The sequence below is a fragment of the Klebsiella oxytoca genome (assembly GCF_009707385.1).
GTDB lineage: Bacteria > Pseudomonadota > Gammaproteobacteria > Enterobacterales > Enterobacteriaceae > Klebsiella > Klebsiella oxytoca_C.
On the sequence record NZ_CP046115.1, the window covers coordinates 338,719 to 363,397 of the forward strand.

At 54.3% G+C, this 24,679-nt stretch carries 25 protein-coding genes; 18 read left to right on the plus strand and 7 right to left on the minus strand.

Translation table 11 applies throughout. The annotated features are described in order from the left end of the window. Window positions 1-5 precede the first annotated feature (5 nt). Together malF and malE are read right to left on the minus strand one after the other, a co-directional pair. Window positions 6-1,550, minus strand: a complete 1,545-nt coding sequence (gene malF, locus GJ746_RS01590) for a maltose ABC transporter permease MalF (RefSeq protein ID WP_154678633.1) — start codon at window positions 1,548-1,550, stop codon at window positions 6-8. A gap of 189 nt (window positions 1,551-1,739) precedes the next feature. Next, on the minus strand, window positions 1,740-2,930 hold the full coding sequence (gene malE / locus GJ746_RS01595; RefSeq protein WP_154678634.1) for a maltose/maltodextrin ABC transporter substrate-binding protein MalE: 1,191 nt from the start codon (window positions 2,928-2,930) through the stop codon (window positions 1,740-1,742). A gap of 370 nt (window positions 2,931-3,300) precedes the next feature. On the opposite strand from malE, the gene malK reads away from it, so the two are divergent. The 5 genes from malK to ubiA all read left to right on the plus strand — a co-directional run bounded on the left by malK (window position 3,301) and on the right by ubiA (window position 8,478). Further along, window positions 3,301-4,410, plus strand: coding sequence for a maltose/maltodextrin ABC transporter ATP-binding protein MalK (gene malK / locus GJ746_RS01600; RefSeq protein ID WP_154678635.1), 1,110 nt, complete (start codon window positions 3,301-3,303; stop codon window positions 4,408-4,410). Between the two features lie 98 nt (window positions 4,411-4,508). Beyond that, complete coding sequence (locus GJ746_RS01605; RefSeq protein ID WP_154678636.1) at window positions 4,509-5,867, plus strand: maltoporin; 1,359 nt, start codon at window positions 4,509-4,511, stop codon at window positions 5,865-5,867. Between the two features lie 110 nt (window positions 5,868-5,977). Further along, the gene (gene malM / locus GJ746_RS01610) at window positions 5,978-6,910 is read left to right on the plus strand and encodes a maltose operon protein MalM (RefSeq protein ID WP_154678637.1); all 933 of its coding nucleotides are present in this window, start codon (window positions 5,978-5,980) and stop codon (window positions 6,908-6,910) included. A 188-nt stretch (window positions 6,911-7,098) separates the two neighbouring features. Continuing rightward, complete coding sequence (ubiC, locus tag GJ746_RS01615) at window positions 7,099-7,596, plus strand: chorismate lyase (RefSeq protein WP_154678638.1); 498 nt, start codon at window positions 7,099-7,101, stop codon at window positions 7,594-7,596. A 12-nt stretch (window positions 7,597-7,608) separates the two neighbouring features. Next, window positions 7,609-8,478 (plus strand): 4-hydroxybenzoate octaprenyltransferase, encoded by an 870-nt coding sequence (ubiA, locus tag GJ746_RS01620; protein WP_154678639.1) that lies wholly within the window; start codon window positions 7,609-7,611, stop codon window positions 8,476-8,478. Window positions 8,479-8,576: 98 nt separating this feature from the next. On the opposite strand, the gene plsB is transcribed toward ubiA, so the two are convergent. Next, entirely contained in the window at window positions 8,577-11,000 is a 2,424-nt protein-coding gene (gene plsB, locus GJ746_RS01625) for a glycerol-3-phosphate 1-O-acyltransferase PlsB (protein ID WP_154678640.1), read from the minus strand. Between the two features lie 129 nt (window positions 11,001-11,129). Between plsB and GJ746_RS01630 the strand changes: the two genes are divergently transcribed. The 4 genes from GJ746_RS01630 (at window position 11,130) to GJ746_RS01645 (ending at window position 13,953) form a co-directional block, all read left to right on the plus strand. Then, on the plus strand, window positions 11,130-11,498 hold the full coding sequence (locus GJ746_RS01630; protein WP_154678641.1) for a diacylglycerol kinase: 369 nt from the start codon (window positions 11,130-11,132) through the stop codon (window positions 11,496-11,498). Window positions 11,499-11,620: 122 nt separating this feature from the next. Then, window positions 11,621-12,229 (plus strand): transcriptional repressor LexA, encoded by a 609-nt coding sequence (gene lexA, locus GJ746_RS01635; RefSeq protein WP_004097774.1) that lies wholly within the window; start codon window positions 11,621-11,623, stop codon window positions 12,227-12,229. Between the two features lie 72 nt (window positions 12,230-12,301). Then, entirely contained in the window at window positions 12,302-13,618 is a 1,317-nt protein-coding gene (gene dinF, locus GJ746_RS01640) for an MATE family efflux transporter DinF (protein ID WP_154678642.1), read from the plus strand. A gap of 125 nt (window positions 13,619-13,743) precedes the next feature. After that, window positions 13,744-13,953 carry a CsbD family protein gene (locus tag GJ746_RS01645; RefSeq protein WP_004137568.1) on the plus strand — a complete coding sequence of 70 codons (210 nt, stop codon included), beginning with the start codon at window positions 13,744-13,746 and terminating at the stop codon, window positions 13,951-13,953. A 213-nt stretch (window positions 13,954-14,166) separates the two neighbouring features. Here the strand turns inward: GJ746_RS01645 and zur are convergent, their stop codons facing one another. Then, a complete protein-coding gene (zur, locus tag GJ746_RS01650) occupies window positions 14,167-14,682 on the minus strand; it encodes a zinc uptake transcriptional repressor Zur (RefSeq protein ID WP_154678643.1) in 516 nt (171 codons plus the stop codon). A 175-nt stretch (window positions 14,683-14,857) separates the two neighbouring features. Between zur and GJ746_RS01655 the strand changes: the two genes are divergently transcribed. The 3 genes from GJ746_RS01655 (at window position 14,858) to pspG (ending at window position 16,830) form a co-directional block, all read left to right on the plus strand. Beyond that, on the plus strand, window positions 14,858-15,346 hold the full coding sequence (locus GJ746_RS01655) for a cupin domain-containing protein (RefSeq protein ID WP_154678644.1): 489 nt from the start codon (window positions 14,858-14,860) through the stop codon (window positions 15,344-15,346). A 104-nt stretch (window positions 15,347-15,450) separates the two neighbouring features. Next, window positions 15,451-16,449 carry a tRNA dihydrouridine(20/20a) synthase DusA gene (gene dusA, locus GJ746_RS01660; RefSeq protein ID WP_154678645.1) on the plus strand — a complete coding sequence of 333 codons (999 nt, stop codon included), beginning with the start codon at window positions 15,451-15,453 and terminating at the stop codon, window positions 16,447-16,449. A gap of 138 nt (window positions 16,450-16,587) precedes the next feature. After that, window positions 16,588-16,830 carry an envelope stress response protein PspG gene (gene pspG, locus GJ746_RS01665; RefSeq protein WP_154678646.1) on the plus strand — a complete coding sequence of 81 codons (243 nt, stop codon included), beginning with the start codon at window positions 16,588-16,590 and terminating at the stop codon, window positions 16,828-16,830. Between the two features lie 169 nt (window positions 16,831-16,999). Here the strand turns inward: pspG and GJ746_RS01670 are convergent, their stop codons facing one another. After that, complete coding sequence (locus GJ746_RS01670; protein WP_154678647.1) at window positions 17,000-17,983, minus strand: quinone oxidoreductase; 984 nt, start codon at window positions 17,981-17,983, stop codon at window positions 17,000-17,002. Between the two features lie 61 nt (window positions 17,984-18,044). Here GJ746_RS01670 and dnaB point away from each other — a divergent pair, with 61 nt between their 5' ends. The 6 genes from dnaB to GJ746_RS01700 all read left to right on the plus strand — a co-directional run bounded on the left by dnaB (window position 18,045) and on the right by GJ746_RS01700 (window position 23,938). Next, the gene (dnaB, locus tag GJ746_RS01675; RefSeq protein WP_154678648.1) at window positions 18,045-19,460 is read left to right on the plus strand and encodes a replicative DNA helicase; all 1,416 of its coding nucleotides are present in this window, start codon (window positions 18,045-18,047) and stop codon (window positions 19,458-19,460) included. Window positions 19,461-19,605: 145 nt separating this feature from the next. Next, window positions 19,606-20,685, plus strand: coding sequence for an alanine racemase (gene alr, locus GJ746_RS01680; RefSeq protein ID WP_154678649.1), 1,080 nt, complete (start codon window positions 19,606-19,608; stop codon window positions 20,683-20,685). Window positions 20,686-20,921: 236 nt separating this feature from the next. Continuing rightward, complete coding sequence (gene tyrB, locus GJ746_RS01685; protein WP_154678650.1) at window positions 20,922-22,115, plus strand: aromatic amino acid transaminase; 1,194 nt, start codon at window positions 20,922-20,924, stop codon at window positions 22,113-22,115. Window positions 22,116-22,311: 196 nt separating this feature from the next. Further along, window positions 22,312-23,025 (plus strand): acid phosphatase AphA, encoded by a 714-nt coding sequence (aphA, locus tag GJ746_RS01690; protein ID WP_154678651.1) that lies wholly within the window; start codon window positions 22,312-22,314, stop codon window positions 23,023-23,025. 140 nt (window positions 23,026-23,165) lie between these two features. Next, entirely contained in the window at window positions 23,166-23,582 is a 417-nt protein-coding gene (locus GJ746_RS01695) for a secondary thiamine-phosphate synthase enzyme YjbQ (RefSeq protein WP_154678652.1), read from the plus strand. 2 nt (window positions 23,583-23,584) lie between these two features. Continuing rightward, window positions 23,585-23,938, plus strand: coding sequence for an MmcQ/YjbR family DNA-binding protein (locus GJ746_RS01700; RefSeq protein ID WP_154678653.1), 354 nt, complete (start codon window positions 23,585-23,587; stop codon window positions 23,936-23,938). A gap of 2 nt (window positions 23,939-23,940) precedes the next feature. On the opposite strand, the gene GJ746_RS01705 is transcribed toward GJ746_RS01700, so the two are convergent. Beyond that, window positions 23,941-24,249: a hypothetical protein gene (locus tag GJ746_RS01705; protein WP_154678654.1), complete on the minus strand. Its 309-nt coding sequence runs from the start codon at window positions 24,247-24,249 to the stop codon at window positions 23,941-23,943. A 2-nt stretch (window positions 24,250-24,251) separates the two neighbouring features. Then, complete coding sequence (locus GJ746_RS01710; protein WP_154678655.1) at window positions 24,252-24,662, minus strand: hypothetical protein; 411 nt, start codon at window positions 24,660-24,662, stop codon at window positions 24,252-24,254. Between the last annotated feature and the right edge of the window lie 17 nt (window positions 24,663-24,679).

The following is a 24,679-nucleotide window of genomic DNA, read 5'->3' on the forward strand; positions in this document are numbered from 1 at the left end:
CTCCCTTAATCGAACTTCATACGTGTGGCTTTCAGGTTAACAATCGCCAGGGCGCCTACCAGCAGGAAGATCAGCGTAGCGATAGCCGCCGCGAGGCCGAAGTCCTGGCCGCCGCCGCCTTCGAAGGCGATGCGGTAGGTATAGCTCACCAGCAGGTCGGTGTAGCCCGCCGGCGTGGTGGTGCCAAGCCGGTCCGGCCCGCCGTTGGTCAACAGCTGAATCAGCACGAAGTTGTTAAAGTTAAAGGCGAAGCTGGCGATCATCAGCGGCGTCAGCGGTTTGATCAGCAGCGGCAGCGTAATTTTGAAGAAGTTCTGGAACGGCGTGGCGCCGTCCATTGCTGAGGCCTCATATAAATCGTCAGGAATCGCTTTCAGCAGGCCCATGCACAGGATCATCATGTACGGATAGCCCAGCCAGGTATTGACGATGATAATCATTGAGCGAGCGGTGGTCGGGTCGCTAAACCAGGCCGGCTTAATGCCGAACAGCGCGCTGAGCATCATGTTGATCTCACCGAAGCTCTGGTTGAACAGCCCTTTGAAGATCAGAATTGAGATAAACGACGGTACGGCGTAAGGCAGAATCAGCAGTACGCGGTAGATAGCTTTGCCTTTCAGGGCTTCCCACTGTACCAGACAGGCAAGCACCATGCCGACCGCAACGGTCAGAATAACGGTCAGAACAGAGAAGACTACCGTCCAGACGAAAATCGCGAAGAATGGTTTCTGGATACCTTCATCCTGGAACACGCGGGTGAAGTTATCCCAGCCGATGGTCACGGTATAGCCCGGGCTGAGCTTTTCGCTGCCCCAGCTGCCGTCGGCGTTGATTGCCTGATAGAAACCGACCTCGGCGTTCGGGCGATATTTCACGCCGCTCTGATTGTTGGTCAAAGTGCCATCATTAGCCAGCGCGTACAGCGGCTGGGTACCGGAGAACTGACGCAGGGAACTCATAATGACTTTGCTTTCATCCGGCAGCACGGCGGTCAGCTGGTTCAGAGCGGTACGGTTTTGCGTAATCACGCGCAGGGTGGCGCGTTCGCCTTCAGGCAGCGCCTCAGCCTCTTTTAAGGGCAGCTTCTGCTCGCCGCCGAATGCAAAGGCATCGGAAAGATAGTTTTTGCCGCTTTCGCCATCGGTCAGCGCCAGCTTCCACTTGTCTCCCGCTGGATATAGCGCGAAGTTGTAGGATTTGCCAGCCTGGAAGGAGCGGTCCATCAGCACCTGCTGAGCGCGTTCAAAGGTCAGCTGGTTGGTGCTGCTGTAGTTGGTGAAAGCAATTGCGATGGTACAGATCAGCGGGAACAGGACGAACAGCCCCATCCCGGCGAGTCCTGGGTAAACATAGCGCCAGGCGTAGGCCTTGCGATTGGAAAAAATATACAGGCCAACCGAGCTTAAAATCAGCGTCATGATGGCAAACAGGTACTCCCCCTGGGCGTACATCAAAACAACAAGGTAACCCACCAGCAGGCACAACAAGCCGATCACAGACCATGTGAACTGCGGGCTTTGCCACCAGTGTTTCTTTTTCACAACATCCATGGGGATCATCCTCTTTACACTTTATCCTGCGCGCTACCTCCTTGTTGGCTGCGGATGCGTACCCCAGTTACTTACCGATGATGTAAGCTCCTGGGGATTTGCATCGTCGCTGCCTTGATGTAGCGCGAATGATTTGGTGTAACAACGTATTCAATAAACCTTATTTCCTGAGAAATAAGGGAAACCGTATTACTTGGTGATACGAGTCTGTGCGTCTTTCAGCGCCGCATCGACGGTCTGACGGCCGCTAGCGGCGTTGATTACCGCGGTACGTACGGCATACCAGAAAGCGGACATCTGCGGAATGTTCGGCATGATTTCGCCTTTCTGGGCGTTGGCCATAGTGGCGGCGATACGCGGATCTTTTTCCAGCTCTTCCTGGAAGGATTTCAGCGCCACAGCGCCCAGCGGTTTATCTTTGTTCACTTCACTCAGGCCCTGATCGGTCATCAGGTAGTTTTCGAGGAACTCTTTCGCCAGTTCTTTGTTCGGGCTGGCGGCGTTAATACCGGCGCTCAGAACGCCAACGAACGGCTTGGACGCCTTGTCTTTAAAGGTTGGCAGCAGGGTAACGCCGTAGTTAACCTTGCTCTTATCGATGTTAGACCACGCCCACGGACCGTTGATGGTCATCGCGGTTTCGCCTTTGTTGAATGCTGCTTCCGCGATGGAGTAGTCGGTGTCGGCGTTCATGTGCTTGTTCTTGATCAGATCGACCAGGAAGGTCAGGCCCGCTTTCGCGCCAGCGCTATCTACGCCGACGTCTTTCACGTCGTACTTACCGTTTTCAAACTTGAACGCGTAGCCACCGTCGGCAGCAATCAGCGGCCAGGTGAAGTACGGTTCTTGCAGGTTGAACATCAGCGCGCTCTTACCTTTCGCTTTCAGTTCTTTATCCAGCGCCGGGATCTCTTCCCAGGTTTTCGGCGGGTTTGGCACCAGGTCTTTGTTGTAGATCAGCGACAGCGCTTCGACGGCAATCGGGTAGGCAATCAGCTTGCCGTTATAACGAACCGCGTCCCAGGTGAACGGATAGAGTTTGTCCTGGAAGGCTTTGTCCGGGGTGATTTCTGCCAGCAGACCGGACTGCGCGTAGCCGCCAAAACGGTCGTGAGCCCAGAAGATGATGTCAGGGCCGTCGCCGGTCGCGGCAACCTGTGGGAATTTTTCTTCCAGCTTGTCCGGATGCTCTACGGAAACTTTAATGCCGGTGTCTTTTTCAAACTTTTTACCCACTTCAGCGAGGCCGTTGTAGCCTTTGTCGCCGTTAATCCAGATAACCAGCTTACCTTCTTCAATTTTTGCGAGGGCAGAGGCGGAAAACATCATCGTGGTCAATGCAGACAGCGCGAGGATGCGAGCGCCAGTTTTGATTTTCATATACCCGTCCTATTTGGTGATGTGCTCGTGGATACACTTGAGTGGCTTAACGGTGATGAGTTTCCTTTTTTAACAACCTCTTTCCATCCTCCCCATGTCTACGCCCCATCCCCCGTTTATGTGATCTCCATTGCAGAATCGCCGGTTATGCGTCCTGGAGCACATAAAAAGGCGACCATTTTTGCAGGCTACATCACGAAATCGGCATCCGTTCGTCCCTCCCGGCGGCGAGACGTCATCTCTCATCCTCCCGTCTCCTCCCCCATAAAAAAGCCGGGGGGTGGAGGATTTACCCTATGTATGAATGCCGCATAGTCAGCCCATCTTGAATGTGTCGTTAAGTGACAGGTTGTAACGAAGGGAGAAGGGCATGGCGAGCGTACAGCTGCGAAATGTAACTAAGGCCTGGGGTGACGTGGTGGTGTCGAAAGATATCAATCTCGAAATCCAGGATGGGGAGTTCGTCGTGTTTGTTGGGCCATCAGGCTGCGGCAAATCTACCCTGCTGCGTATGATTGCCGGGCTGGAAACGGTGACCAGCGGCGATCTGCTGATTGGCGATACCCGCATGAATGATGTCCCACCCGCCGAGCGCGGTATCGGGATGGTGTTTCAGTCTTATGCGCTTTACCCCCACCTTTCCGTCGCGGAAAACATGTCTTTCGGCCTCAAGCTGGCCGGCGCCAAAAAAGATTTGATCAACCAGCGAGTGACCCAGGTGGCGGAAGTTCTGCAGCTGGCTCATTTGCTGGAGCGTAAACCTAAAGCGCTTTCCGGCGGTCAGCGCCAGCGCGTGGCGATCGGCCGTACCCTGGTGGCCGAACCGCGGGTTTTCCTGCTGGATGAACCGCTCTCTAACCTCGACGCCGCGCTGCGCGTACAGATGCGCATTGAGATTTCCCGCCTGCATAAGCGCCTTGGCCGCACGATGATTTACGTGACCCACGACCAGGTCGAAGCGATGACGCTTGCTGACAAGATTGTGGTGCTGGACGCCGGTCGCGTCGCCCAGGTTGGGAAGCCTCTCGAACTCTATCACTATCCGGCCGATCGCTTCGTCGCGGGCTTTATTGGCTCGCCGAAGATGAACTTCCTGCCGGTTAAAGTCACCGCGACCGCCATCGAGCAGGTACAGGTGGAGCTGCCGAACCGCCAGCAGGTCTGGCTACCGGTGGACAGCTCCCGCGTTCAGGTCGGCGCCAACATGTCCTTAGGTATTCGCCCGGAGCATCTGCTGCCCAGCGATATCGCCGACGTCACCCTTGAAGGTGAAGTTCAGGTAGTCGAACAGCTCGGTCACGAAACGCAAATTCATATTCAGATCCCATCCATCCGTCAGAACCTGGTTTACCGCCAGAATGACGTGGTGCTGGTAGAAGAGGGAGCCACATTCGCCATCGGTTTGCCGCCGGAACGCTGCCATTTATTCCGTGAGGATGGCACCGCTTGTCGTCGGCTACATAAAGAGCCGGGCGTGTAGGGCTTCCCATTAAAAAAAACGTGCACCCTGCAGCGTCGATAAACAGGCGCAACAACAGGCGAAGCGTTCAAAGAAAAGCAATGATCTCAGGAGATAGAATGATGATTACTCTGCGCAAACTTCCACTGGCGGTCGCCGTTGCGGCAGGCGTTATGTCTGCTCAGGCGCTGGCCGTTGATTTCCACGGTTATGCCCGTTCTGGTATCGGCTGGACCGGCAGCGGCGGTGAACAACAGTGCTTCCAGGCAACCGGCGCTCAAAGTAAATACCGTCTGGGTAACGAATGTGAAACCTATGCGGAACTGAAGCTGGGTCAGGAAGTATGGAAAGAAGGTGATAAGAGCTTCTACTTCGATACCAACGTCGCCTACTCTGTGTCGCAGCAGAACGACTGGGAATCCACCAGTCCGGCATTCCGTGAAGCTAACGTGCAGGGTAAAAACCTGATCGAATGGTTGCCAGGATCCACCATCTGGGCCGGTAAGCGCTTCTACCAACGTCATGACGTTCATATGATCGACTTCTACTACTGGGATATTTCTGGTCCTGGTGCCGGTATTGAAAACATCGATCTGGGCTTCGGTAAACTCTCTCTGGCAGCAACGCGTTCTCAAGAAGCCGGAGGGTCTTATACCTTCAGTAGCGACAATATTTATAGTAAATCCAAAGATACAGCCAATGACGTTTTCGATATTCGCTTAGCGGGTCTGGAAACTAACCCAGATGGTGTACTGGAGCTGGGGGTCGATTACGGACGAGCCAATACTACTGATGACTATAGCCTGGCAAATGGTGCATCAAAAGATGGTTGGATGTTCACCGCAGAGCATACCCAAAGCATGCTGAAAGGCTTTAACAAGTTTGTTCTGCAATACGCGACGGATTCTATGACGACGCAGGGCAAAGGTGCCTCTCAAGGTTCCTATGGCTCTTCTTCCTTTACGGTCACGAATCCAGACGGCAGTAAAACTAACTATGCAAATAACGTGATTAACAACAACGGTAATATGTGGCGTGTTCTTGATCATGGTGCCATTTCCCTTGGCGACAAATGGGATTTGATGTACGTCGGTATGTTCCAAAAAATCGATTTTGACAACGACCTTGGTACCGAGTGGTGGACCGTTGGCGTTCGCCCAATGTACAAATGGACGCCGATCATGAGTACTTTGCTGGAAGTTGGGTACGACAACGTGAAATCTCAGCAGACCGGCGATCGCAACAATCAGTACAAAATCACCCTTGCACAACAGTGGCAGGCAGGCGACAGCATTTGGTCCCGTCCAGCAATCCGTCTTTTTGCAACTTATGCGAAATGGGATGAGAACTGGGGCTACATCAAAAGTGGCGATAATGTATCCAAGTATGCCGCCGCAACTAACTCAGGCCTGAGCACTACTAGCCGTGGCGACAACGACGAGTGGACCTTCGGTGCCCAGATGGAAATCTGGTGGTAATCGAATCTAACCGTTCGTAACTAAAAAAAGAGGGGCGTAAGCCCCTCTATCTCAGGCCCAGCGCGCTATTGCCTGGCTACCGCTCGGCCATCGGAATTGAGGTGATAACAATGAAAATGAAGAAAAGTCTCGTTGCCCTCTGCCTGTCCGTCGGCCTGATGGCCTGCGTACCCGCAGTCAGTTTTGCTGATGTTAATTTTGTGCCGCAGAACACCTCTGCCGCGCCGTCGATTCCGGCCTCCGCGTTGCAGCAGCTAACCTGGACGCCAGTCGATCAATCAAAAACGCAAACCACAAAGCTCGCCGTGGCAGGACAGATGCTCAATGTCCCCGGTATCAGTGGTCCGGTCGCCGCATACAGCGTTCCGGCGAATATTGGCGAGCTCAATATTACGTTAACCAGCCAAGTGGAAAAACAAACCACAGTATATGCGCCGAACGTGCTGATTCTTGACCAGAATATGACGCCATCCGCGTTTTTCCCCAGCAGCTACTTCACTTATCTTGAACCGGGTGTGATGAGCTCCGATCGTCTGGAAGGCGTAATGCGCCTGACGCCGGCGTTGGGACAGCAGAAAATTTATGTGCTGGTCTTTACCACACCGCAGGATTTGCAGCAGACCACTAAATTAATCGATCCGGCGAAGGCTTACGCCAAAGGTACCGGCAATGCGGTGCCGGATATTCCGGATCCCATCGCGAAACACGTTACAAACGGTACCATTAGCCTGAAGGTGAAAACTTCTACCGCCTCCAGCGTGTTGGTTGGCCCGCTGTTCGGTTCGTCCGCTCCGGGTCCTGTTACCGTAGGTAATACCGCAGCTCCTGCCTATAGCGCGCCGGTTGCCGCTCCGGCCCCGGCCCCGGCGGCGAAAAGCGAACCGATGCTTGATGATACTGAAACCTACTTCAACAACGGTATCAAGCAGGCGGTCGCGAAAGGCGATATCGATAAGGCTCTGAAATTGATGAACGAAGCTGAACGTCTTGGCTCGAAATCTGCTCGTTCCACCTTTATCAGCAGTGTAAAAGGCAAGGGGTGACCGTCTCCCCACAATGCTGATGTTTAGGCACAGCCTTTAGGTGCGTCCGTTCGGGCGCACTTTTTTTTATCGCGCGGCAGCCTCTGTTGCACAGCTGTTGCGCGGATGATCGGATATTGACGTTTGCCCGCCCCCCATATCCCATTCTGCGATACAATACCTTTACGTTATGTACCGGAGATTCAGGCATGCCACATCCTGCGCTTACGCAACTGCGTGCGCTGCGTTATTTTGCCACTATGCCCCCGCTGGACGCGCATCTGCGCGACTGGCTATTGCTGGAAGACTCAATGACTAAGCGTTTTGAGCAGCAGGGGAAGAAAGTTAGCGTCATGATGGTTAATGAAGGCTTCGTTGGACGCGAAGAACTGGTTGATGAGGAGTCCCTGCTGCCGAGTGAACCCCGCTACTGGCTACGGGAAATTATCCTTTGCGCCAACGCTGAACCCTGGCTGGCCGGGCGGACTATCGTGCCGGAGTCGACGCTCTGTGGCCCCGAGCTGGCGCTGCAACAGCTGGGGCAAACGCCACTGGGGCGCTATATCTTTACGTCATCGACGCTAACCCGTGATTTTATTGAAATTGGTCGTAATGCAGAGCTTTGGGGGCGTCGTTCCCGCCTCCGGCTGAGCGGCAAACCGCTGCTGCTGACGGAACTGTTTTTGCCTGCATCGCCGTTGTATTGAGAGGATAATTAAATGGAGTGGAGTCTGACGCAGAACAAGCTGCTGGCGTTTCACCGCCTGATGCGTACTGACAAACCGATCGGCGCGCTGCTGCTGCTGTGGCCGACGCTGTGGGCGCTGTGGGTGGCGACGCCGGGAATACCGCCGCTATGGATCCTCGCCGTTTTTGTTGCCGGCGTCTGGTTAATGCGCGCCGCAGGCTGCGTGGTCAACGACTATGCCGATCGCAAGTTTGACGGCCACGTCAAACGTACCGCCCACCGTCCGCTGCCCAGCGGCGATGTGAGCGAAAAAGAGGCGCGAACCCTGTTTGTCGTCCTGGTGCTGCTTTCATTTCTGCTGGTACTAACCCTGAATACCATGACCATTCTGCTGTCGATAGCGGCGCTGGCGCTGGCATGGGTCTATCCGTTTATGAAACGCTACACTCATCTGCCGCAGGTTGTTCTGGGCGCGGCATTTGGTTGGTCGATTCCGATGGCGTTTTCGGCGGTGAGCGAATCGCTGCCGCTGAGCTGCTGGCTGATGTTCCTCGCCAATATCCTGTGGGCGGTGGCCTACGATACCCAATATGCGATGGTCGATCGTGATGATGATGTAAAAATCGGCATCAAGTCGACGGCGATTCTGTTTGGCGATAACGATCGCTTAATCATCGGCATTTTACAGATAGCGGTGCTGGTACTGATGGCGTCGGTAGGCTGGCTGAGCGGGTTGGGCTGGGAGTATTACTGGTCGTTGTTTATCGCCGCGGCGCTGTTTGTCTGGCAGCAGAAGCTGATATTTAAACGTGAACGCGATGACTGCTTTAAGGCATTTATGAACAATAACTACGTTGGGCTGGTGCTGTTTCTCGGCCTGGCGATGGGGTATATGCAGTAGCGCTGTGGGTTTCCCGGCTTGCGGCGTAAACGCCTTAGCCGGGCTACAAAACCGCATGGTCCGGTAGCCCGGCGCAGGCCGGGACATCTCTTTAAACGTTACGCTTCATCCTGGGTAACGCTTTCAATCGTGAGACGCACATCAGAGGTAATCAGATCCGCCAGCATACGGTAGATCTTTAACGTCTCTTCCGGCTCGGCATCCCCGGTATCGCTGATATAGCCTTCATCACGCAGGGTCAGCACCAGCGTGCTGAACACTGCCTTATCGAAGAACTCTGGCGCGTTGATGCCGTGCAGCACGGACAGACGCTGCGCCACGGTGCGGCTCTCTTTCTCCAGCGTACTGCGGTTGATTGATGGGTTAGCGCTTAGCAGCCAGAAGGTGATAGCGTAGCGCTGCAGCGTTTCACGCGCGCCTGCGGCCAACAGCTGCAGAGAACGGGCATGAGACGGATTGACGCTTACTTCATCGTCGTTCAGGGCGATCAGACCCTGACGCTCCATTTCAGCAATCAGCGCATCGACAACGCCCGCCAGCTCCGCTTTTTCCCAACGCAGGAACAGTTCAGCCTTCAGGAACGGATAGAACATCTCGACGTGACGCAAGATTTCGCCGCGAGTAATACGACGATGTTGGGTCACAATAGCGGCCAACAGCGACGGCATCACCAGCATATGGGCGATATTGTTGCGGTAGTAGGTCATCAGGACGGCCTGCTCGCGCGGCAGAATGATGATATCGCCGATAGTGTCTTTCTCGACTTCGAATTTGTTCATCTGCAGCGCGTGGTCGATAAGTTCGCTGGCAGAAGCCGCTGGGGTGGTCGCATCCGCCGAATATGGCACGTTGCGCAGCAGGGCGAGGTAGCACTCTAGCTGTTCGGTAAGCTGCTCGCGAGTCAGCGAGCGCTGACGCGATGCCAGCAGCGCCGTACAGCACAGGTTCATGGCGTTTGCCGCCCCGGCATTGTTGATGCGCACCATCAGGTCTGAGGCGATGTTATTCACCGTCGGCGTCAGCCAGGAAGGACGGACTGCTTCGATGGGGTCAATAGACTCACGCCAGTCCGGCACGTGCTGGTTGAGATAGGTCATCAGCGGCAGCGGTTCACCGAAGTTAACATAGCCCTGACCGAGATTGCGCAGCTTGCTGAGACCTTTCAACATCTGCGGCAGGTTCTCTTTCTCTTTCGTTGCGCCGCGCAGCTCTTTAGCGTAGGTACCGACCTCCATCACGTGCTCGTAGCCGATATAAATCGGTACCAGAGTGATCGGACGATTGCCGCCGCGCAGCATCGCCTGGATGGTCATCGACAGGGTGCCGGTTTTTGGATCCAGCAGACGCCCGGTACGGGAACGACCGCCCTCGACAAAGTACTCAACGGAGTAGCCGCGGCTGAACAGTTCGCCAAGATATTCGCGGAATACCGTTGAATAGAGCTTATTGCCTTTAAACGTACGGCGAATAAAGAATGCGCCACCGCGGCGGAAAATCGGCCCGGCTGGCCAGAAGTTCAGGTTGATGCCGGCAGCGATGTGCGGCGGAACCAGCCCCTGATGATAAATGACGTAAGAGAGCAGCAGATAGTCCATATGGCTGCGATGGCATGGAACATAAACTATCTCGTGGCCTTCGTGTGCCAGCTGGCGCACGCGCTCAGCGTTATGGACGTTAATTCCCTGATACAGGCGGTTCCAGGTAAAGCCTAGCACGCGGTCGGTCAGACGAATCATCTCGTAGGAGAAGTTCGCTGCGATCTCTTCCATCAGGGCGATAGCGTTTTGCTGCGCCTTTTCATGGGAGATTTTCTTGCTGCGCGCTTCGTCTTCTACGGCGCGAGCAATGGCTTTCGATGCCAGTAGTTTATTAAACAGATCCTGACGCGCAGGCAGACGTGGACCGACGGCCGCCAGACGTTGCCGGGCGAAATGCATACGCGCCACGCGGGCCAGCTTCTGAGCGATAATTTTATCGGTGCCGTGCTCGTCCGCCATCTTCCGCAAAGAGACCGAAGGTGAGAAACGCACAAAACTGTCGCGGCCCAGCCACAGAACGGCGAAGAATTTTTGTATCCCGTTGAGCATGCGCAGAGGAGGGTTAACCTCGCCTTTTTCACGTCCCGGTGCGCGGCCAAACATGACCGAGACCGGCACCATTTGCACGTCAAGGTCAGGATGGTTGCGGTGCAAATCGAGATAGTCGTGGAATAGCTTAATAGACTCTTCTTTCGGCGTGTAATAGGTGAACACGCGTGGTCCGCCGTGGATGAATACGTAGCGCGGTAGCAGGGCGCCATCGATCTCAAGCGGCTCTAGTGGGTCCGGTAACTCATGTTCCAGACATTGCGCGCGCAGCGTCAGCAGGTCCGCCTTCGAATTGTAGGGCAGGACGTACATAATCGGCCGCGAGGTATCCAGGCCTAATTCCTGAGCAGGTTGTGCCGGAATCGACTTGCTCTTTACCAGCGCCCTTAATGGTAAATTCAGTAATTTATAGTAAATTCGTTGCCAGCCAGACATAGACGATGTGAAGCCTCTGGTTAATCATGCAAATGCGCCGCAAGAATAACAGAAAGTGCGCAAAATTTCCGTTGTAACGCAGTAAACGCGTACACTCATTGATGTCATTTACATAAAAAGGTTCGTTTGATGGCCAATAATACCACTGGGTTAACCCGAATTATTAAAGCTGCAGGGTATTCCTGGAAAGGATTTCGCGCGGCATGGGTCAATGAGGCCGCATTTCGTCAGGAAGGCGTCGCGGCCATTATTGCCGTGGCGATAGCCTGCTGGTTAGACGTTGATGCCATTACGCGAGTGCTGTTAATTGGCTCAGTCCTGTTAGTGATGATAGTTGAAATTATCAACAGCGCGATTGAAGCGGTCGTGGACCGTATCGGCCCTGAACGCCATGAGCTCTCGGGGCGAGCAAAAGACATGGGCTCTGCGGCGGTGTTGTTGGCGATTATCATCGCGCTGATCACATGGGCAGTGCTTTTATGGGCAAACTATCGCTAAGTCCTTTCGTATCTGCTCGCAAAACGGAAAGAAACTCCTGATTTTTGTGTGAAATGTGGTTCCAAAATCACCGTTAGCTGTATATACTCACAGCATAACTGTATATACACCCAGGGGGCGGAATGAAAGCGTTAACGACCAGGCAGCAAGAGGTGTTTGATCTCATTCGGGATCATATCAGCCAGACGGGCATGCCGCCGACGCGTGCGGAGATTGCTCAGCGCTTGGGGTTTCGTTCCCCAAACGCGGCGGAAGAACACCTGAAAGCGCTGGCGCGTAAAGGCGCAATTGAGATCGTTTCCGGTGCCTCCCGCGGTATTCGTCTACTGACGGAAGAAGAAACGGGTCTGCCGCTTATCGGTCGCGTCGCGGCAGGCGAGCCTCTGCTGGCGCAACAGCATATTGAAGGTCACTATCAGGTCGATCCGGCCATGTTTAAACCGAATGCCGATTTTCTGCTGCGCGTCAGCGGGATGTCGATGAAAGACATCGGTATTCTCGACGGTGACCTGCTGGCGGTACATAAAACGCAGGATGTGCGTAACGGCCAGGTGGTTGTGGCGCGCATTGACGAAGAAGTTACCGTGAAGCGTCTGAAAAAGCAGGGTAACGTCGTTGAACTGCTGCCAGAAAATAGCGAATTTTCACCGATTGTGGTGGATCTCCGCGAGCAGAGTTTTACTATTGAAGGCCTGGCCGTCGGCGTTATCCGTAACGGCAACTGGCAGTAATTTCTTCATCCCGCGGCATCATCAGTAATTGTATGATGCCGCGTCGTTTTTCCTCATTTTGGCTCTTTCCCCATGCTTTTTAACGCCGCCGACAAAGCCCTTTGGCGCTTAGCGCTGCCCATGATCTTTTCCAATATCACCGTTCCTCTGCTGGGACTGGTGGATACTGCCGTTATTGGTCACCTCGACAGCCCGGTTTATCTGGGCGGCGTGGCCGTCGGTGCGACGGCGACCAGTTTCCTCTTTATGCTGCTTTTGTTCCTGCGAATGAGCACGACCGGACTAACGGCACAGGCGTTTGGCGCAAAAGATCCGCAGCGGCTGGCGCGTGCGCTGGTGCAACCGCTAGGCCTGGCGCTGGCCGCCGGGCTGGCGATTGTTCTCTTCAGGATCCCGTTAATAAATCTGGCGCTGCATATCGTTGGCGGTAGCGAAGCGGTACTTGAGCAGGCCCGGCGCTTCCTTGAGATCCGCTGGCTGAGCGCTCCGGCTTCGCTGGCAAATCTGGTTCTGCTGGGCTGGCTGCTTGGGGTACAGTACGCCAGAGCGCCGGTGATCCTGCTGGTGGTCGGTAACGTGCTCAATATTGTGCTCGATTTATGGCTGGTGATGGGCCTGCACATGAATGTGCAGGGGGCGGCACTGGCGACGGTTACGGCAGAATATGCCACTTTCGTCATTGGCCTGCTAATGGCGAAACGGGTGCTGGCGCTACGCGGCGTTTCCCTGTTGATGCTGAAAAATGCCTGGCGCGGAGATATACGACGTCTGCTGGCGCTGAATCGCGACATCATGCTGCGATCGCTGCTGCTACAGCTTTGTTTTGGGGCGGTAACGGTATATGGCGCCCGTCTCGGCGCTGATGTTGTCGCGGTCAATGCCGTACTCATGACGATGTTGACCTTTACCGCCTATGCGCTGGACGGTTTTGCCTACGCCGTAGAGGCTCACTCGGGGCAGGCTTACGGCGCCCGCGACGATAGCCAACTGCTTGCCGTATGGCATGCGGCCTGCCGCCAGTCAGGGATGGTGGCTCTGGCGTTCGCGCTCATCTACTGCCTCGCCGGCGAACGCATTATTGCTTTGTTAACCTCGCTGTCATCGCTACAGCAGCTGGCCGACCGCTATCTGGTGTGGCAGATGATACTGCCGCTCGTTGGCGTCTGGTGCTACCTGCTCGACGGTATGTTTATCGGCGCGACGCGCGGTGCGGAGATGCGTAACAGCATGGCGGTGGCGGCGGCAGGGTTTGCTCTGACGCTGCTGACGGTACCGCTGCTCGGTAATCATGGACTGTGGCTGGCGCTGGCCGTATTTCTCGCTCTACGCGGCGTTTCTTTGGCTGTCATCTGGCGGCGGCACTGGCGGCGCGGTACCTGGTTTTCATAGTGTATTTTATTGTTCTGGTGGTTAAAGATTCCGAATAATAAATCTTACCCAGAATACTCATCTATAGTTAAGTCATGTCCGAGACACAGCGGGCTGTTCATTCACCGAACGATGAGGATTGCATGATGAATAAAGACGAAATCGGCGGTAACTGGAAACAGTTTAAAGGTAAAGCGAAAGAGAAATGGGGCAAGCTGACCGATGATGACATGACCGTCATCGAAGGTAAGCGCGATCAGCTGGTCGGCAGAATTCAGGAACGTTATGGATACGCTAAAGATCAGGCTGAGAAAGAAGTGACTGATTGGGAAACTAAAAACGACTATCGCTGGTAGCGAAAGCGTCGTGTATTAACCCACTGTTATTGCCTGTCCTACGATTAATACCCTAAATAATTCGAGTTGCAGGTTGCAGGACAAAACGGTTAACCGTTTTGAACGGCGCCCGTCAGGGTGAGGCCCAGGGAGGGGCCGAGTTATCGCCAACGCACATGCAGCTTCTTGAAGTATGACGGGTATATTCCCTTGAATCCCGCTGTGGCTTACGCCTTAGCGGGCTTTCTTTTTTATCTGAATGGTATGATCGTGATGGCAGTGCCCAGGCGTGCTGCAGGCTTCCACTTCGACACAGGCAGCGCACAGGCCGTGAGCTTCAATAACGTTATGGCGTAAAGCAAACCCCATTTTTGCTGCCAGGGTATGCATAATATCTTCTACGCCTTCCGCGCCCTCTTCTTTAACGCTGCCGCAGCGGTCGCAGATAAACATCGCCGAGCTGTGGGTAGGCTGATCGAACAGGTGACACAGTACATAGCTGTTAGTGGATTCCACCTTATGCACGAACCCCTGCTCCAGTAAAAACTCCAGCGCCCTATAGACGGTCGGCGGTTTAGCCTGGGGCTCTTTTTCACGAAGGAGATCGAGCAGGTCGTAGGCGCTGATAGCCCCTTGCTGCAGGCTCATCAAACGCAATACTTCAAGGCGCTGCGGGGTCAGGCGCACGCCACGCTGCGCGCAGAGCTTTTCAGCATGCGCTAACATTTGTTGCGAAGTGGTCTTATCCATGAGCGTCCTCTGGTTGCGTGAATATGAAACTGTTACTTTATCACGATACAAATAAAACGCCGAGACCCAGCGGGCTATACCCGTCATACTTCAAGTCACATGTACGCTTCTGGGGGCTCTACCTTGCCGCCTGCCTTATGCTATACCTGATGCATCTCATTTTCGGGAGAAAACGATGAAACGACCTGATTGCATTCGACACTGGCGTGAACTGGAAGGTGCGGATGATTCCACCTATCCCGACAGCGCTGAGCTTTTCTCCATCGGCGCGCCGCTGGCGCGCGGTCTGCGGTTGAATCGCCTGGGGATCCATCACGAGCGTCTACCGCCCGGACGTCGAACCTCTTACCCGCACGCGGAAAGCGACGAAGAAGAGTTTATCTACGTGCTGGACGGCTATCCGGAAGTGTGGATTAACGGCTACCTGTGGAAGCTGGAGCCGGGGGACAGCGTCGGTTTTCCTGCCGGAACCGGTATTTGCCACACCTTTCTCAATAACACCGAGCAGGAGGTTCGCCTGTTAGTCGTTGGCGAGGCAAACAAGAAATTTAATCGCATTTACTATCCGCTTAACCCCGGCTATGCCGCTACGCGACAGGATCGATGGGTCGACCATCCGCCGCAGTTTTTTGGCCCGCACGACGGAAAGCCGCGGAAAAAATAGCGTTTGTTGTGGGCCAGGAAAGGTGAGCGCTGACGCGATGCGCCAGTGGTTTATGTTTATGCTATAGTAGCGCCCCTTTTTACCAGGATGCTTATTTATTCGCCATGATGTCTGAATCAACGTCTACTGCTTTTGCCGCTCACCGTTTTTCCATCGCGCCGATGCTCGACTGGACCGACAGACACTGCCGTTATTTTCTGCGTCAACTGTCGCAGCGCACGCTGTTGTACACCGAAATGGTGACCACCGGTGCGATTATTCACGGCAAGGGCGACTATCTGGCCTATAGCGAAGAAGAGCATCCTGTTGCCTTACAGCTGGGGGGGAGCGACCCGACTGCGCTGGCCCACAGCGCGAAGCTGGCGCAGGCGCGCGGCTATGATGAAATTAACCTTAACGTTGGTTGCCCGTCCGACCGAGTGCAGAACGGCATGTTTGGCGCCTGCCTGATGGGCAATGCTCAACTGGTTGCCGACTGTATTAAAGCGATGCGCGATGTGGTGTCTATTCCGGTAACGGTAAAAACTCGTATCGGCATTGACGACCAGGACAGCTATGAATTTCTATGCGATTTTATCGACACGGTCTCCGGTAAAGGCGAATGCGAGATGTTTATCATCCACGCGCGTAAAGCCTGGCTTTCAGGGCTGAGCCCCAAAGAGAACCGCGAGATCCCGCCGCTGGACTATCCGCGCGTTTACCAGCTTAAGCGTGATTTCCCGCATCTGACCATGGCGATTAACGGCGGGATTAAGTCTCTGGCAGAGGCGAAACAGCACCTTGAACATATGGATGGGGTGATGGTGGGGCGCGAGGCGTATCAGAATCCGGGTATTCTTGCCTCGGTGGACCGGGAGATTTTCGGCGTTGAAGGCGTTGATGTTGACCCGGTCTCCGTAGTCCGGGCGATGTATCCCTATATTGAACGTGAACTCAGTAACGGCACCTACCTGGGACACGTGACGCGTCATATGCTGGGGTTGTTTCAGGGCATCCCTGGCGCGCGCCAGTGGCGTCGCTATCTGAGTGAAAATGCGCACAAAGCCGGGGCGGATATCAACGTGCTGGAGCAGGCGCTAAAACTGGTTGCCGATAAGCGGTAGTTTTCGCTAAAACCTGGTCAATTTCACCACGCCCGGCACTAACCCTGTCGGGCGTTTTGTTTTTATTCAATAAGTTATGTTTGGCACGATTTTTGTAATAGCCGGCAAGGTAGATAAAATTTCTTTAGGGGAAAGACGATGCTGGAACTGTTATTTGTGATTGGCTTTTTTGTCGTGCTGTTGGTCACCGGCGTTTCATTGCTGGGAATTATTGCCGCGATTGTGGTCGCGACCGCGCTAATGTTTGTCGGCGGTCTGTTTGCGTTAATGATTAAACTGCTGCCGTGGCTGCTGCTGGCCGTAGTCGTGGTATGGGTGATACGGGCGATAAAATCGCCAACCGAGAATCGTTATCGCGGTAATAACCGCTGGCGTTACTAAGGTATTGAGCGGTATGTCACAACCTGAAGATTTTTGCATAAAACAGCGTAGGCTTTGCTTATCAAATCTGTCACTATTAGCGCGTTAACGAATTCATCGAGCTGTACCCTACATACAGCCGAACAAAAAAAGTAAGGGCTTCCCATGTGGAAGCCCTAAACTTTTGTCATCACGGTAACAATAAACTCGAACCCTGCGTCGCCCGGCTTTCCAGCACTTCATGCGCGCGCCGGGCATCGGTTAATGCATATTTTTGACTCTCCGCGACATCCACTTTTATTACGCCGCTGGCGATTAGCGAGAACAGCTCGTTGCTGGCTTCCGTCAGCTCTTCGCGCGTGGTGATATAGCCATGCAGCGAAGGGCGTGTCACGTACAGTGAACCTTTCTGATTGAGGATCCCAAGATTCACTCCGGTCACCGGGCCAGAAGAGTTGCCGAAGCTGACCATCAGCCCCCGACGCTGCAGGCAATCAAGCGAGGATTCCCAGGTATCTTTACCAACAGAGTCATAAACTACGTGGACTTTCTTACCGTCGGTGATCTCTTTCAGGCGTTCGACGATGTTTTCTTCGCGATAGTTAATGATTTGCCAGGCGCCGGCCTGTTTAGCGCGTCCGGCTTTCTGCGCGCTGCCGACGGTACCGATTAGTTTTGCCCCCAGCGCTTTTGCCCACTGGCAGGCAATCAGCCCGACGCCGCCAGCTGCGGCGTGAAACAGGAACGGCTCACCCGCTTTGATCTCGTAGGTTTTACGCAACAGGTAATAGACCGTGAGCCCTTTGAGAAATGAGGCCGCCGCCTGCTCGAAAGAGATAGCGTCAGGTAAAATGGCGGCCTTATCGGCGGGCACGTTGTGCACGGAGCTATAAGCGCCCAGCGCTGATTGGGCATAGACCACCCGATCGCCGGCTTTAATATGATTCACGCCGCTGCCGACTTTGCTCACTATGCCCGCAGCTTCGGTGCCCAGACCGCTCGGCAAAGTCGGCGGCGGGTAGAGGCCGCTGCGGATATAAGTATCGATGTAGTTGATGCCGATGGCCTTATTCTCTACCTGAATTTCGTGCTCCGCGGGATCTTTCGGCGTGAACTCCACCGCTTGCAGAACTTCAGGCCCTCCGTGCTTGTGAAATTCAATTCGTGTTGCCATGCTTCCCCCATAAATGTGGTAATCTTTCGACCCATTCACTATCTCGGTAACTCCATTCACTATGGCAGGAAATAAACCCTTCAACAAACCACAGACTGAACCCCGCGAGCGAGACTATCAGGTCGACGGGTTGAAAGTCCCACCGCACTCGATTGAAGCGGAACAGTCGGTGTTGGGCGGTTTAATGCTGGATAACGAACGCTGGGACGACGTTGCCGAACGCGTTGTTTCGGAAGATTTTTATACCCGTCCGCATCGCCATATTTTTACCGAAATGGCGCGTCTGCAGGAGTCCGGCAGCCCAATTGACCTGATAACGCTTGCAGAATCGCTTGAGCGTCAGGGGCAGTTGGACAGCGTTGGCGGATTCGCCTATCTGGCTGAATTATCGAAAAACACGCCAAGCGCGGCGAACATCAGCGCTTATGCCGATATCGTGCGCGAACGCGCCGTTGTGCGTGAGATGATTTCGGTAGCGAATGAAATCGCCGAGGCCGGTTTCGACCCCCAGGGCCGCACCAGCGAAGACCTGCTCGACCTGGCGGAATCCAGGGTCTTTAAAATTGCTGAAAGCCGCGCTAATAAAGACGAAGGGCCGAAAAATATCGCTGACGTGCTGGATGCTACCGTGGCGCGTATTGAGCAGCTATTCCAGCAGCCGCATGACGGCGTCACCGGGGTGAATACCGGTTATGACGATCTCAATAAAAAGACTGCCGGTCTTCAGCCATCCGACCTGATTATCGTCGCCGCGCGTCCGTCGATGGGTAAAACGACCTTTGCGATGAACCTCGTCGAAAACGCAGCGATGTTGCAGGATAAACCGGTATTAATCTTCAGTCTTGAGATGCCCTCCGAACAGATTATGATGCGTTCTCTGGCCTCGCTGTCGCGCGTTGACCAGACCCGTATTCGTACCGGCCAGCTGGATGATGAAGACTGGGCGCGTATTTCCGGCACCATGGGGATCCTGCTGGAAAAACGTAATATCTATATCGATGACTCCTCCGGCCTGACGCCGACGGAAGTGCGCTCCCGCGCGCGGCGTATCGCCCGCGAGCACGGCGGCATTGGTCTTATTATGATCGACTACCTGCAGCTAATGCGGGTGCCGTCGCTCTCCGATAACCGTACTCTGGAAATCGCCGAAATCTCCCGCTCGCTAAAAGCGCTGGCGAAGGAGCTGCAGGTGCCGGTGGTGGCGCTGTCGCAGCTTAACCGCTCTCTGGAACAGCGTGCAGATAAGCGCCCGGTGAACTCCGACCTGCGTGAATCCGGCTCTATCGAGCAGGACGCCGACTTAATCATGTTTATCTACCGTGATGAGGTTTATCACGAAAACAGTGACTTAAAAGGCATTGCCGAAATTATTATTGGTAAACAGCGTAACGGCCCTATCGGGACGGTGCGCCTGACGTTTAACGGTCAATGGTCGCGTTTTGATAACTATGCTGGGCCACAATACGACGACGAATAAATCTCCGTCATCCTTCATGCTGCAGATGCGTTGACTACGCCTGTTCACCCCGGTCACTTAGTTAACTAAGTGACCGGGGATTCTCAGGCTTGTCGCCTTCCTGCAACACGAAGGATTTAGGAGATTCTTTTATTAAGGAATTCAAATGCAAGCGGCAACTGTAGTCATTAACCGCCGCGCTCTGCGACACAACCTGCAACGTCTACGTGAACTGGCGCCAGCCAGCAAACTGGTTGCGGTGGTGAAAGCGAACGCTTACGGACACGGTCTTCTTGAGACCGCGCGAACGCTCCCTGACGCCGATGCTTTTGGCGTCGCCCGACTTGAAGAAGCTTTGCGCCTGCGCGCTGGCGGTATTACTCAGCCGATTCTGCTGCTGGAGGGTTTTTTCGAGGCTGCCGATCTGCCGGTAATTTCCGCCCAGCACCTGCATACCGCGGTACACAGCATGGAACAGCTGGCGGCGCTGGAAGAAGCGGATTTACCCGAGCCGGTGACCGTCTGGATGAAACTGGATACCGGGATGCATCGTTTAGGCGTTTTGCCCGAGCAGGCCGAAGCGTTCTATCAGCGCCTGAGCCAGTGTAAAAACGTCCGTCAGCCGGTCAACATAGTCAGCCATTTTGCCCGAGCGGATGAGCCCGAGTGCGGCGCCACTGAACGTCAGCTGGATATCTTTACCTCCTTCACGGAAGGTAAACCGGGGCTGCGTTCTATCGCCGCGTCCGGTGGGATTTTGCTGTGGCCGCAGTCGCACTTCGACTGGGTGCGTCCGGGGATTATCCTCTACGGCGTGTCGCCGCTCGACGGTGGATCCACCGGCGCGGATTTTGGCTGTCAGCCGGTGATGTCCCTGACCTCCAGCCTGATTGCTGTTCGCGAGCATAAAGCCGGCGAGCCGGTGGGCTACGGCGGAACCTGGATCAGCGAGCGTAATACGCGGTTAGGGGTTGTGGCGATGGGTTACGGCGATGGCTATCCGCGCGCAGCGCCATCTGGGACGCCTGTACTGGTCAATGGTCGTGAAGTGCCGATTGTCGGGCGCGTGGCGATGGATATGATTTGCGTCGATCTTGGCCCTGATGCTCTGGATAAAGCTGGCGATTCGGTCGTGCTGTGGGGGGATGGTTTGCCGGTCGAGCGCATCGCCGGAATCACAAAAGTAAGTGCTTACGAACTTATTACGCGGCTGACTTCACGAGTCACGATGAAGTACGTGGATTAATTTCAGCCACTGCTCTTTTCCCCCGGTGGCGGCTGACGCCTTACCGGGGCTACGGGTTCACTACCGGCTGCGGGCCGGTACCGGGCAAGGCGTTTACGCCGCAACCCGGGAAGGGCATCGACGCTGATGCGTCAGACCCGTTCTGGGCTGTTTTATCCACCAACATCCTCTCGACCTTCTTTCACATCCAGTTTATTGTGTTATGACGAGCCCATGTAAACCTGGAGAAACATCACGTGTTTCAGAAAGTTGACGCCTACGCTGGCGACCCTATTCTTTCCCTGATGGAGCGTTTCAAAGACGATCCGCGTAGTGACAAAGTAAATCTCAGCATCGGTCTTTATTACAACGAAGACGGCATTATTCCCCAGCTGCAGGCGGTTGCTGAAGCGGAGGCGCGTCTCAATGCCCAGCCGCATGGCGCCTCAGTCTATCTACCTATGGAAGGGCTGAATACATATCGTCACGCTATTGCGCCGCTGCTGTTCGGCGCTGACCATCCGGTGCTGGCGCAAAATCGCGTGGCCTCTATCCAGACGTTGGGCGGCTCCGGGGCGCTGAAAGTGGGCGCAGATTTCCTGAAACGCTATTTCCCGGGTTCGCACGTTTGGGTTAGCGATCCGACCTGGGAAAACCACATTGCCATATTTGAAGGGGCTGGATTCGAAGTAAGTACTTACCCATGGTTTGATGATAAAACCAATGGCGTGCGTTTCGAGGCTTTCCTGGAAAAACTTAAATCGCTACCGGAACGCGATATTGTGCTGCTGCATCCGTGTTGTCATAACCCAACGGGAGCCGATCTCACCAACGCTCAATGGGATGAAGTGGTTGAGGTGCTGAAAGCGCGCAATTTGATTCCCTTCCTCGATATCGCCTATCAGGGCTTTGGCGCAGGAATTGAGGAAGATGCCTACGCTATCCGCGCTATTGCCAACGCCGGTATTCCCATGCTGGTGAGCAATTCGTTCTCGAAAATTTTCTCCCTGTACGGTGAGCGAGTTGGCGGGTTATCAATCGTCTGTGAAGACGCAGAAACCGCAGGTCGCGTGCTCGGACAGTTAAAAGCGACAGTACGTCGTAACTACTCCAGCCCACCAAACTTTGGCGCGCAGGTGGTTGCGGCGGTATTAAGCGACAGCGAGTTGAAAGCCTCGTGGCTGGCGGAAGTTGAAGAGATGCGCATCCGTATTCTGGCCATGCGTCAGGAGCTGGTGAATGTCCTTAAAGATACCGTGCCGGGAGGGGATTTTGATTATCTGCTTAAACAGCGCGGAATGTTCAGCTATACCGGGTTCAGCCCAGCCCAGGTTGATCGCTTGCGCGACGAGTTTGGTGTCTACCTGATTGCCAGCGGCCGTATGTGCGTAGCGGGACTCAATTCACGCAATGTTCAGCGCGTGGCGCAGGCGTTTGCTGCTGTCATATAGTTTTAACTTAACTTTAATGCCCTCACTGATATTCTGGTGAGGGTAATTGCCTCCCTGAAGTGTGATCCCTCTCCTTTTATGCGATATCTGAACAGAAAAGCCTTCCTATCTTTGCCTGCGAGGGGTAAGGTTTTGGGGCAATAATAAGCGTACACATTATTGAAAATTATAACGATTAATTTATTCAGGGAAAAATATGCGCAAGATTATTCTCGGCCTGGGAGCCGTCTGCTTACTGTTCACGCTAAATAGTTCCGTCGTTGCTCACGCCTCTGCACCGCAGCCGCTGTGGACGGGCACCAATATGGCGAAACTCGCCGAACAGGCGCCCATTCATTGGGTTTCCGTCGCGCAGATTGAAAACAGCCTGTTGGGGCGCCAACCGATGGCCATCGGTTTTGATATTGACGATACGGTTCTGTTCTCCAGCCCGGGCTTCTGGCGCGGGCAGAAAACTTATTCCCCCGGCAGCGATGATTACCTGAAAAACCCGGAGTTCTGGGAAAAAATGAACAATGGCTGGGATGAGTTCAGCATGCCGAAAGAGGTGGCTCGTCAGCTGATTGCGATGCACATTAAACGCGGCGATAGCATCTACTTTGTCACCGGGCGCAGTCAGACCAAAACTGAAACGGTATCAAAAATCTTACAGGATGATTTTCTCATTCCGGCAGCGAACATGAATCCGGTTATTTTTGCGGGCGATAAACCTGGTCAGAACACCAAAATCCAGTGGCTGCAGGAGAAGGGGATCAAAGTCTTCTACGGCGATTCTGATAACGATATCTCCGCAGCACGAGAGGTTGGTGCGCGTGGGATCCGCATTTTGCGGGCATCGAACTCCTCCTATAAGCCGCTGCCGATGGCGGGCGCTCAGGGAGAAGAGGTGATTGTGAATTCAGAATATTAAGCTGCCAGGCGGCTTAATCATGTATTGCTAAACGGCAGCCAGCGGGCTGCCGTTTTTTTGTGCAAAATAGCGAGCCAAAGGTTTACCTTTTCGCTTATTGCTGCACACTTAGGAAGGTTCATTGGTAAAAGGAGTCGCTTATGTGGCATCAGCAAACCCTGACGTTAAGTCCGAAACCACGGGGCTTTCATCTGGTCACTGATGAAATTGTTGGCCAGGTTCACGAAGTCTCGCAAGTGAAAACTGGCCTACTGCATTTGCTGCTCCAGCATACATCTGCTTCCCTGACGCTAAATGAAAACTGCGATCCGACCGTCCGCTACGATATGGAGCAGCATTTTCTGAAAGCCGTACCGGATAACGCGCCGTACGAACATGATTATGAAGGTTCTGATGATATGCCCTCGCACATTAAGTCGTCGATGCTGGGCGTGTCGCTGATGCTGCCCGTTCGGGATGGGCGCGTCAGGCTGGGGACCTGGCAGGGTATCTGGCTGGGGGAGCATCGTATTCATGGTGGCGCGCGCCAAATTATCGCGACGCTTATGGGGGAATAAAAATGACAATTTCGGATCTATTGCTGTACTGCATGGCAAAACCGGGCGCGGAACAGAGCGTGCACAGCGACTGGAAAGCCACGCAGATTAAAGCGGCAGATGTCCTGTTCGCGATGATAAAAGAGGTGGAGGACAACCGGCCTGCGGTTTCATTAAAGACCAGCCCCGAGCTTGCGGAACTGCTACGGCAGCAGCATCGCGATGTCCGCCCCAGCAAACATCTCAATAAAGCCCACTGGAGTACGGTGTTTCTTGATGGCTCTCTGCCTGACTCACAAATTTATTATCTGGTTGATGCTTCATATCAGCAGGCCCTTGATTCTCTGCCCGAGAACAAGCGAAAGCTGTTGCCATAAAGCTAAATTCTGGGCAGCAGCGCCAGCAGCGTCATATCCAGCAGCCGAAGCAGCGTGGACTGAAGATGCGTTTGCATTGCGATACGCTCGTTGTTAGCGCGAATGCGGGCAATGTCGCGCTGCCCTTCCAGAAGCAATATAAGGTCGTCCTGGGTCAACCAGCCGCGAGCCTGCTCTTCTAACGCCCGTAACGTGAGCGTACCGGCGTTGCGAATGCCGCTATCGTCATCATTAACTACGGCCTTCATAAGCTGTATCCACTCTGCCGTATTTACGGTGGAACTGATGTTTAAACGATCTATGGTGGACATTGTTATCTCCCGGAACGCCGTTGTTCGCCGCCGATGGCCTGCTGGTAAAGATTTTCCGTTTGTTGTGCTAAAACAGCGGCTTCAAAAGGCGTTATCGCCGCATCCTGGCGGGAAACGTGCAGGTATAACCGCTGAAAATTATTCTCCAGCACGCGCAGGTTATTCTGTCGTAGCGCATCGCTATCGTTTAACGCCAGGCTGAACAGTTGATGAATCTGGCGAGTCTCATGCCTTAGTAATTGCTGGTCGACTGGCGCTGTCGCGGCATCGCTGATGAACTGAAGATGAAGCTGTTCCAGCATTTGTAGCCGCTCAGAGGCCGTGCCGCTGTAGCTATCTACCCAGCTGCAGGCGGTTATCACCAACAACGCTGCGGTGAAGATGAATTGATAAAACCCGTGCTTTAATTTCATGATGCATTCTGCAATCT

Bases quoted from the DNA above. Each gene is read 5' to 3' on its own strand.
- ubiA (WP_154678639.1), top strand. From the start codon at position 7,609: ATGGAGTGGAGTCTGACGCAGAACAAGCTGCTGGCGTTTCACCGCCTG.
- malM (WP_154678637.1), top strand. From the start codon at position 5,978: ATGAAAATGAAGAAAAGTCTCGTTGCCCTCTGCCTGTCCGTCGGCCTG.
- lexA (WP_004097774.1), top strand. From the start codon at position 11,621: ATGAAAGCGTTAACGACCAGGCAGCAAGAGGTGTTTGATCTCATTCGG.
- malF (WP_154678633.1), bottom strand. From the start codon at position 1,550: ATGGATGTTGTGAAAAAGAAACACTGGTGGCAAAGCCCGCAGTTCACA.
- GJ746_RS01670 (WP_154678647.1), bottom strand. From the start codon at position 17,983: ATGGCAACACGAATTGAATTTCACAAGCACGGAGGGCCTGAAGTTCTG.
- zur (WP_154678643.1), bottom strand. From the start codon at position 14,682: ATGGATAAGACCACTTCGCAACAAATGTTAGCGCATGCTGAAAAGCTC.
- GJ746_RS01710 (WP_154678655.1), bottom strand. From the start codon at position 24,662: ATGAAATTAAAGCACGGGTTTTATCAATTCATCTTCACCGCAGCGTTG.
- aphA (WP_154678651.1), top strand. From the start codon at position 22,312: ATGCGCAAGATTATTCTCGGCCTGGGAGCCGTCTGCTTACTGTTCACG.
- GJ746_RS01700 (WP_154678653.1), top strand. From the start codon at position 23,585: ATGACAATTTCGGATCTATTGCTGTACTGCATGGCAAAACCGGGCGCG.
- dnaB (WP_154678648.1), top strand. From the start codon at position 18,045: ATGGCAGGAAATAAACCCTTCAACAAACCACAGACTGAACCCCGCGAG.
- alr (WP_154678649.1), top strand. From the start codon at position 19,606: ATGCAAGCGGCAACTGTAGTCATTAACCGCCGCGCTCTGCGACACAAC.
- pspG (WP_154678646.1), top strand. From the start codon at position 16,588: ATGCTGGAACTGTTATTTGTGATTGGCTTTTTTGTCGTGCTGTTGGTC.
- malK (WP_154678635.1), top strand. From the start codon at position 3,301: ATGGCGAGCGTACAGCTGCGAAATGTAACTAAGGCCTGGGGTGACGTG.
- GJ746_RS01655 (WP_154678644.1), top strand. From the start codon at position 14,858: ATGAAACGACCTGATTGCATTCGACACTGGCGTGAACTGGAAGGTGCG.
- GJ746_RS01630 (WP_154678641.1), top strand. From the start codon at position 11,130: ATGGCCAATAATACCACTGGGTTAACCCGAATTATTAAAGCTGCAGGG.
- plsB (WP_154678640.1), bottom strand. From the start codon at position 11,000: ATGTCTGGCTGGCAACGAATTTACTATAAATTACTGAATTTACCATTA.
- dusA (WP_154678645.1), top strand. From the start codon at position 15,451: ATGATGTCTGAATCAACGTCTACTGCTTTTGCCGCTCACCGTTTTTCC.
- GJ746_RS01605 (WP_154678636.1), top strand. From the start codon at position 4,509: ATGATGATTACTCTGCGCAAACTTCCACTGGCGGTCGCCGTTGCGGCA.
- dinF (WP_154678642.1), top strand. From the start codon at position 12,302: ATGCTTTTTAACGCCGCCGACAAAGCCCTTTGGCGCTTAGCGCTGCCC.
- GJ746_RS01705 (WP_154678654.1), bottom strand. From the start codon at position 24,249: ATGTCCACCATAGATCGTTTAAACATCAGTTCCACCGTAAATACGGCA.
- malE (WP_154678634.1), bottom strand. From the start codon at position 2,930: ATGAAAATCAAAACTGGCGCTCGCATCCTCGCGCTGTCTGCATTGACC.
- GJ746_RS01695 (WP_154678652.1), top strand. From the start codon at position 23,166: ATGTGGCATCAGCAAACCCTGACGTTAAGTCCGAAACCACGGGGCTTT.
- ubiC (WP_154678638.1), top strand. From the start codon at position 7,099: ATGCCACATCCTGCGCTTACGCAACTGCGTGCGCTGCGTTATTTTGCC.
- GJ746_RS01645 (WP_004137568.1), top strand. From the start codon at position 13,744: ATGAATAAAGACGAAATCGGCGGTAACTGGAAACAGTTTAAAGGTAAA.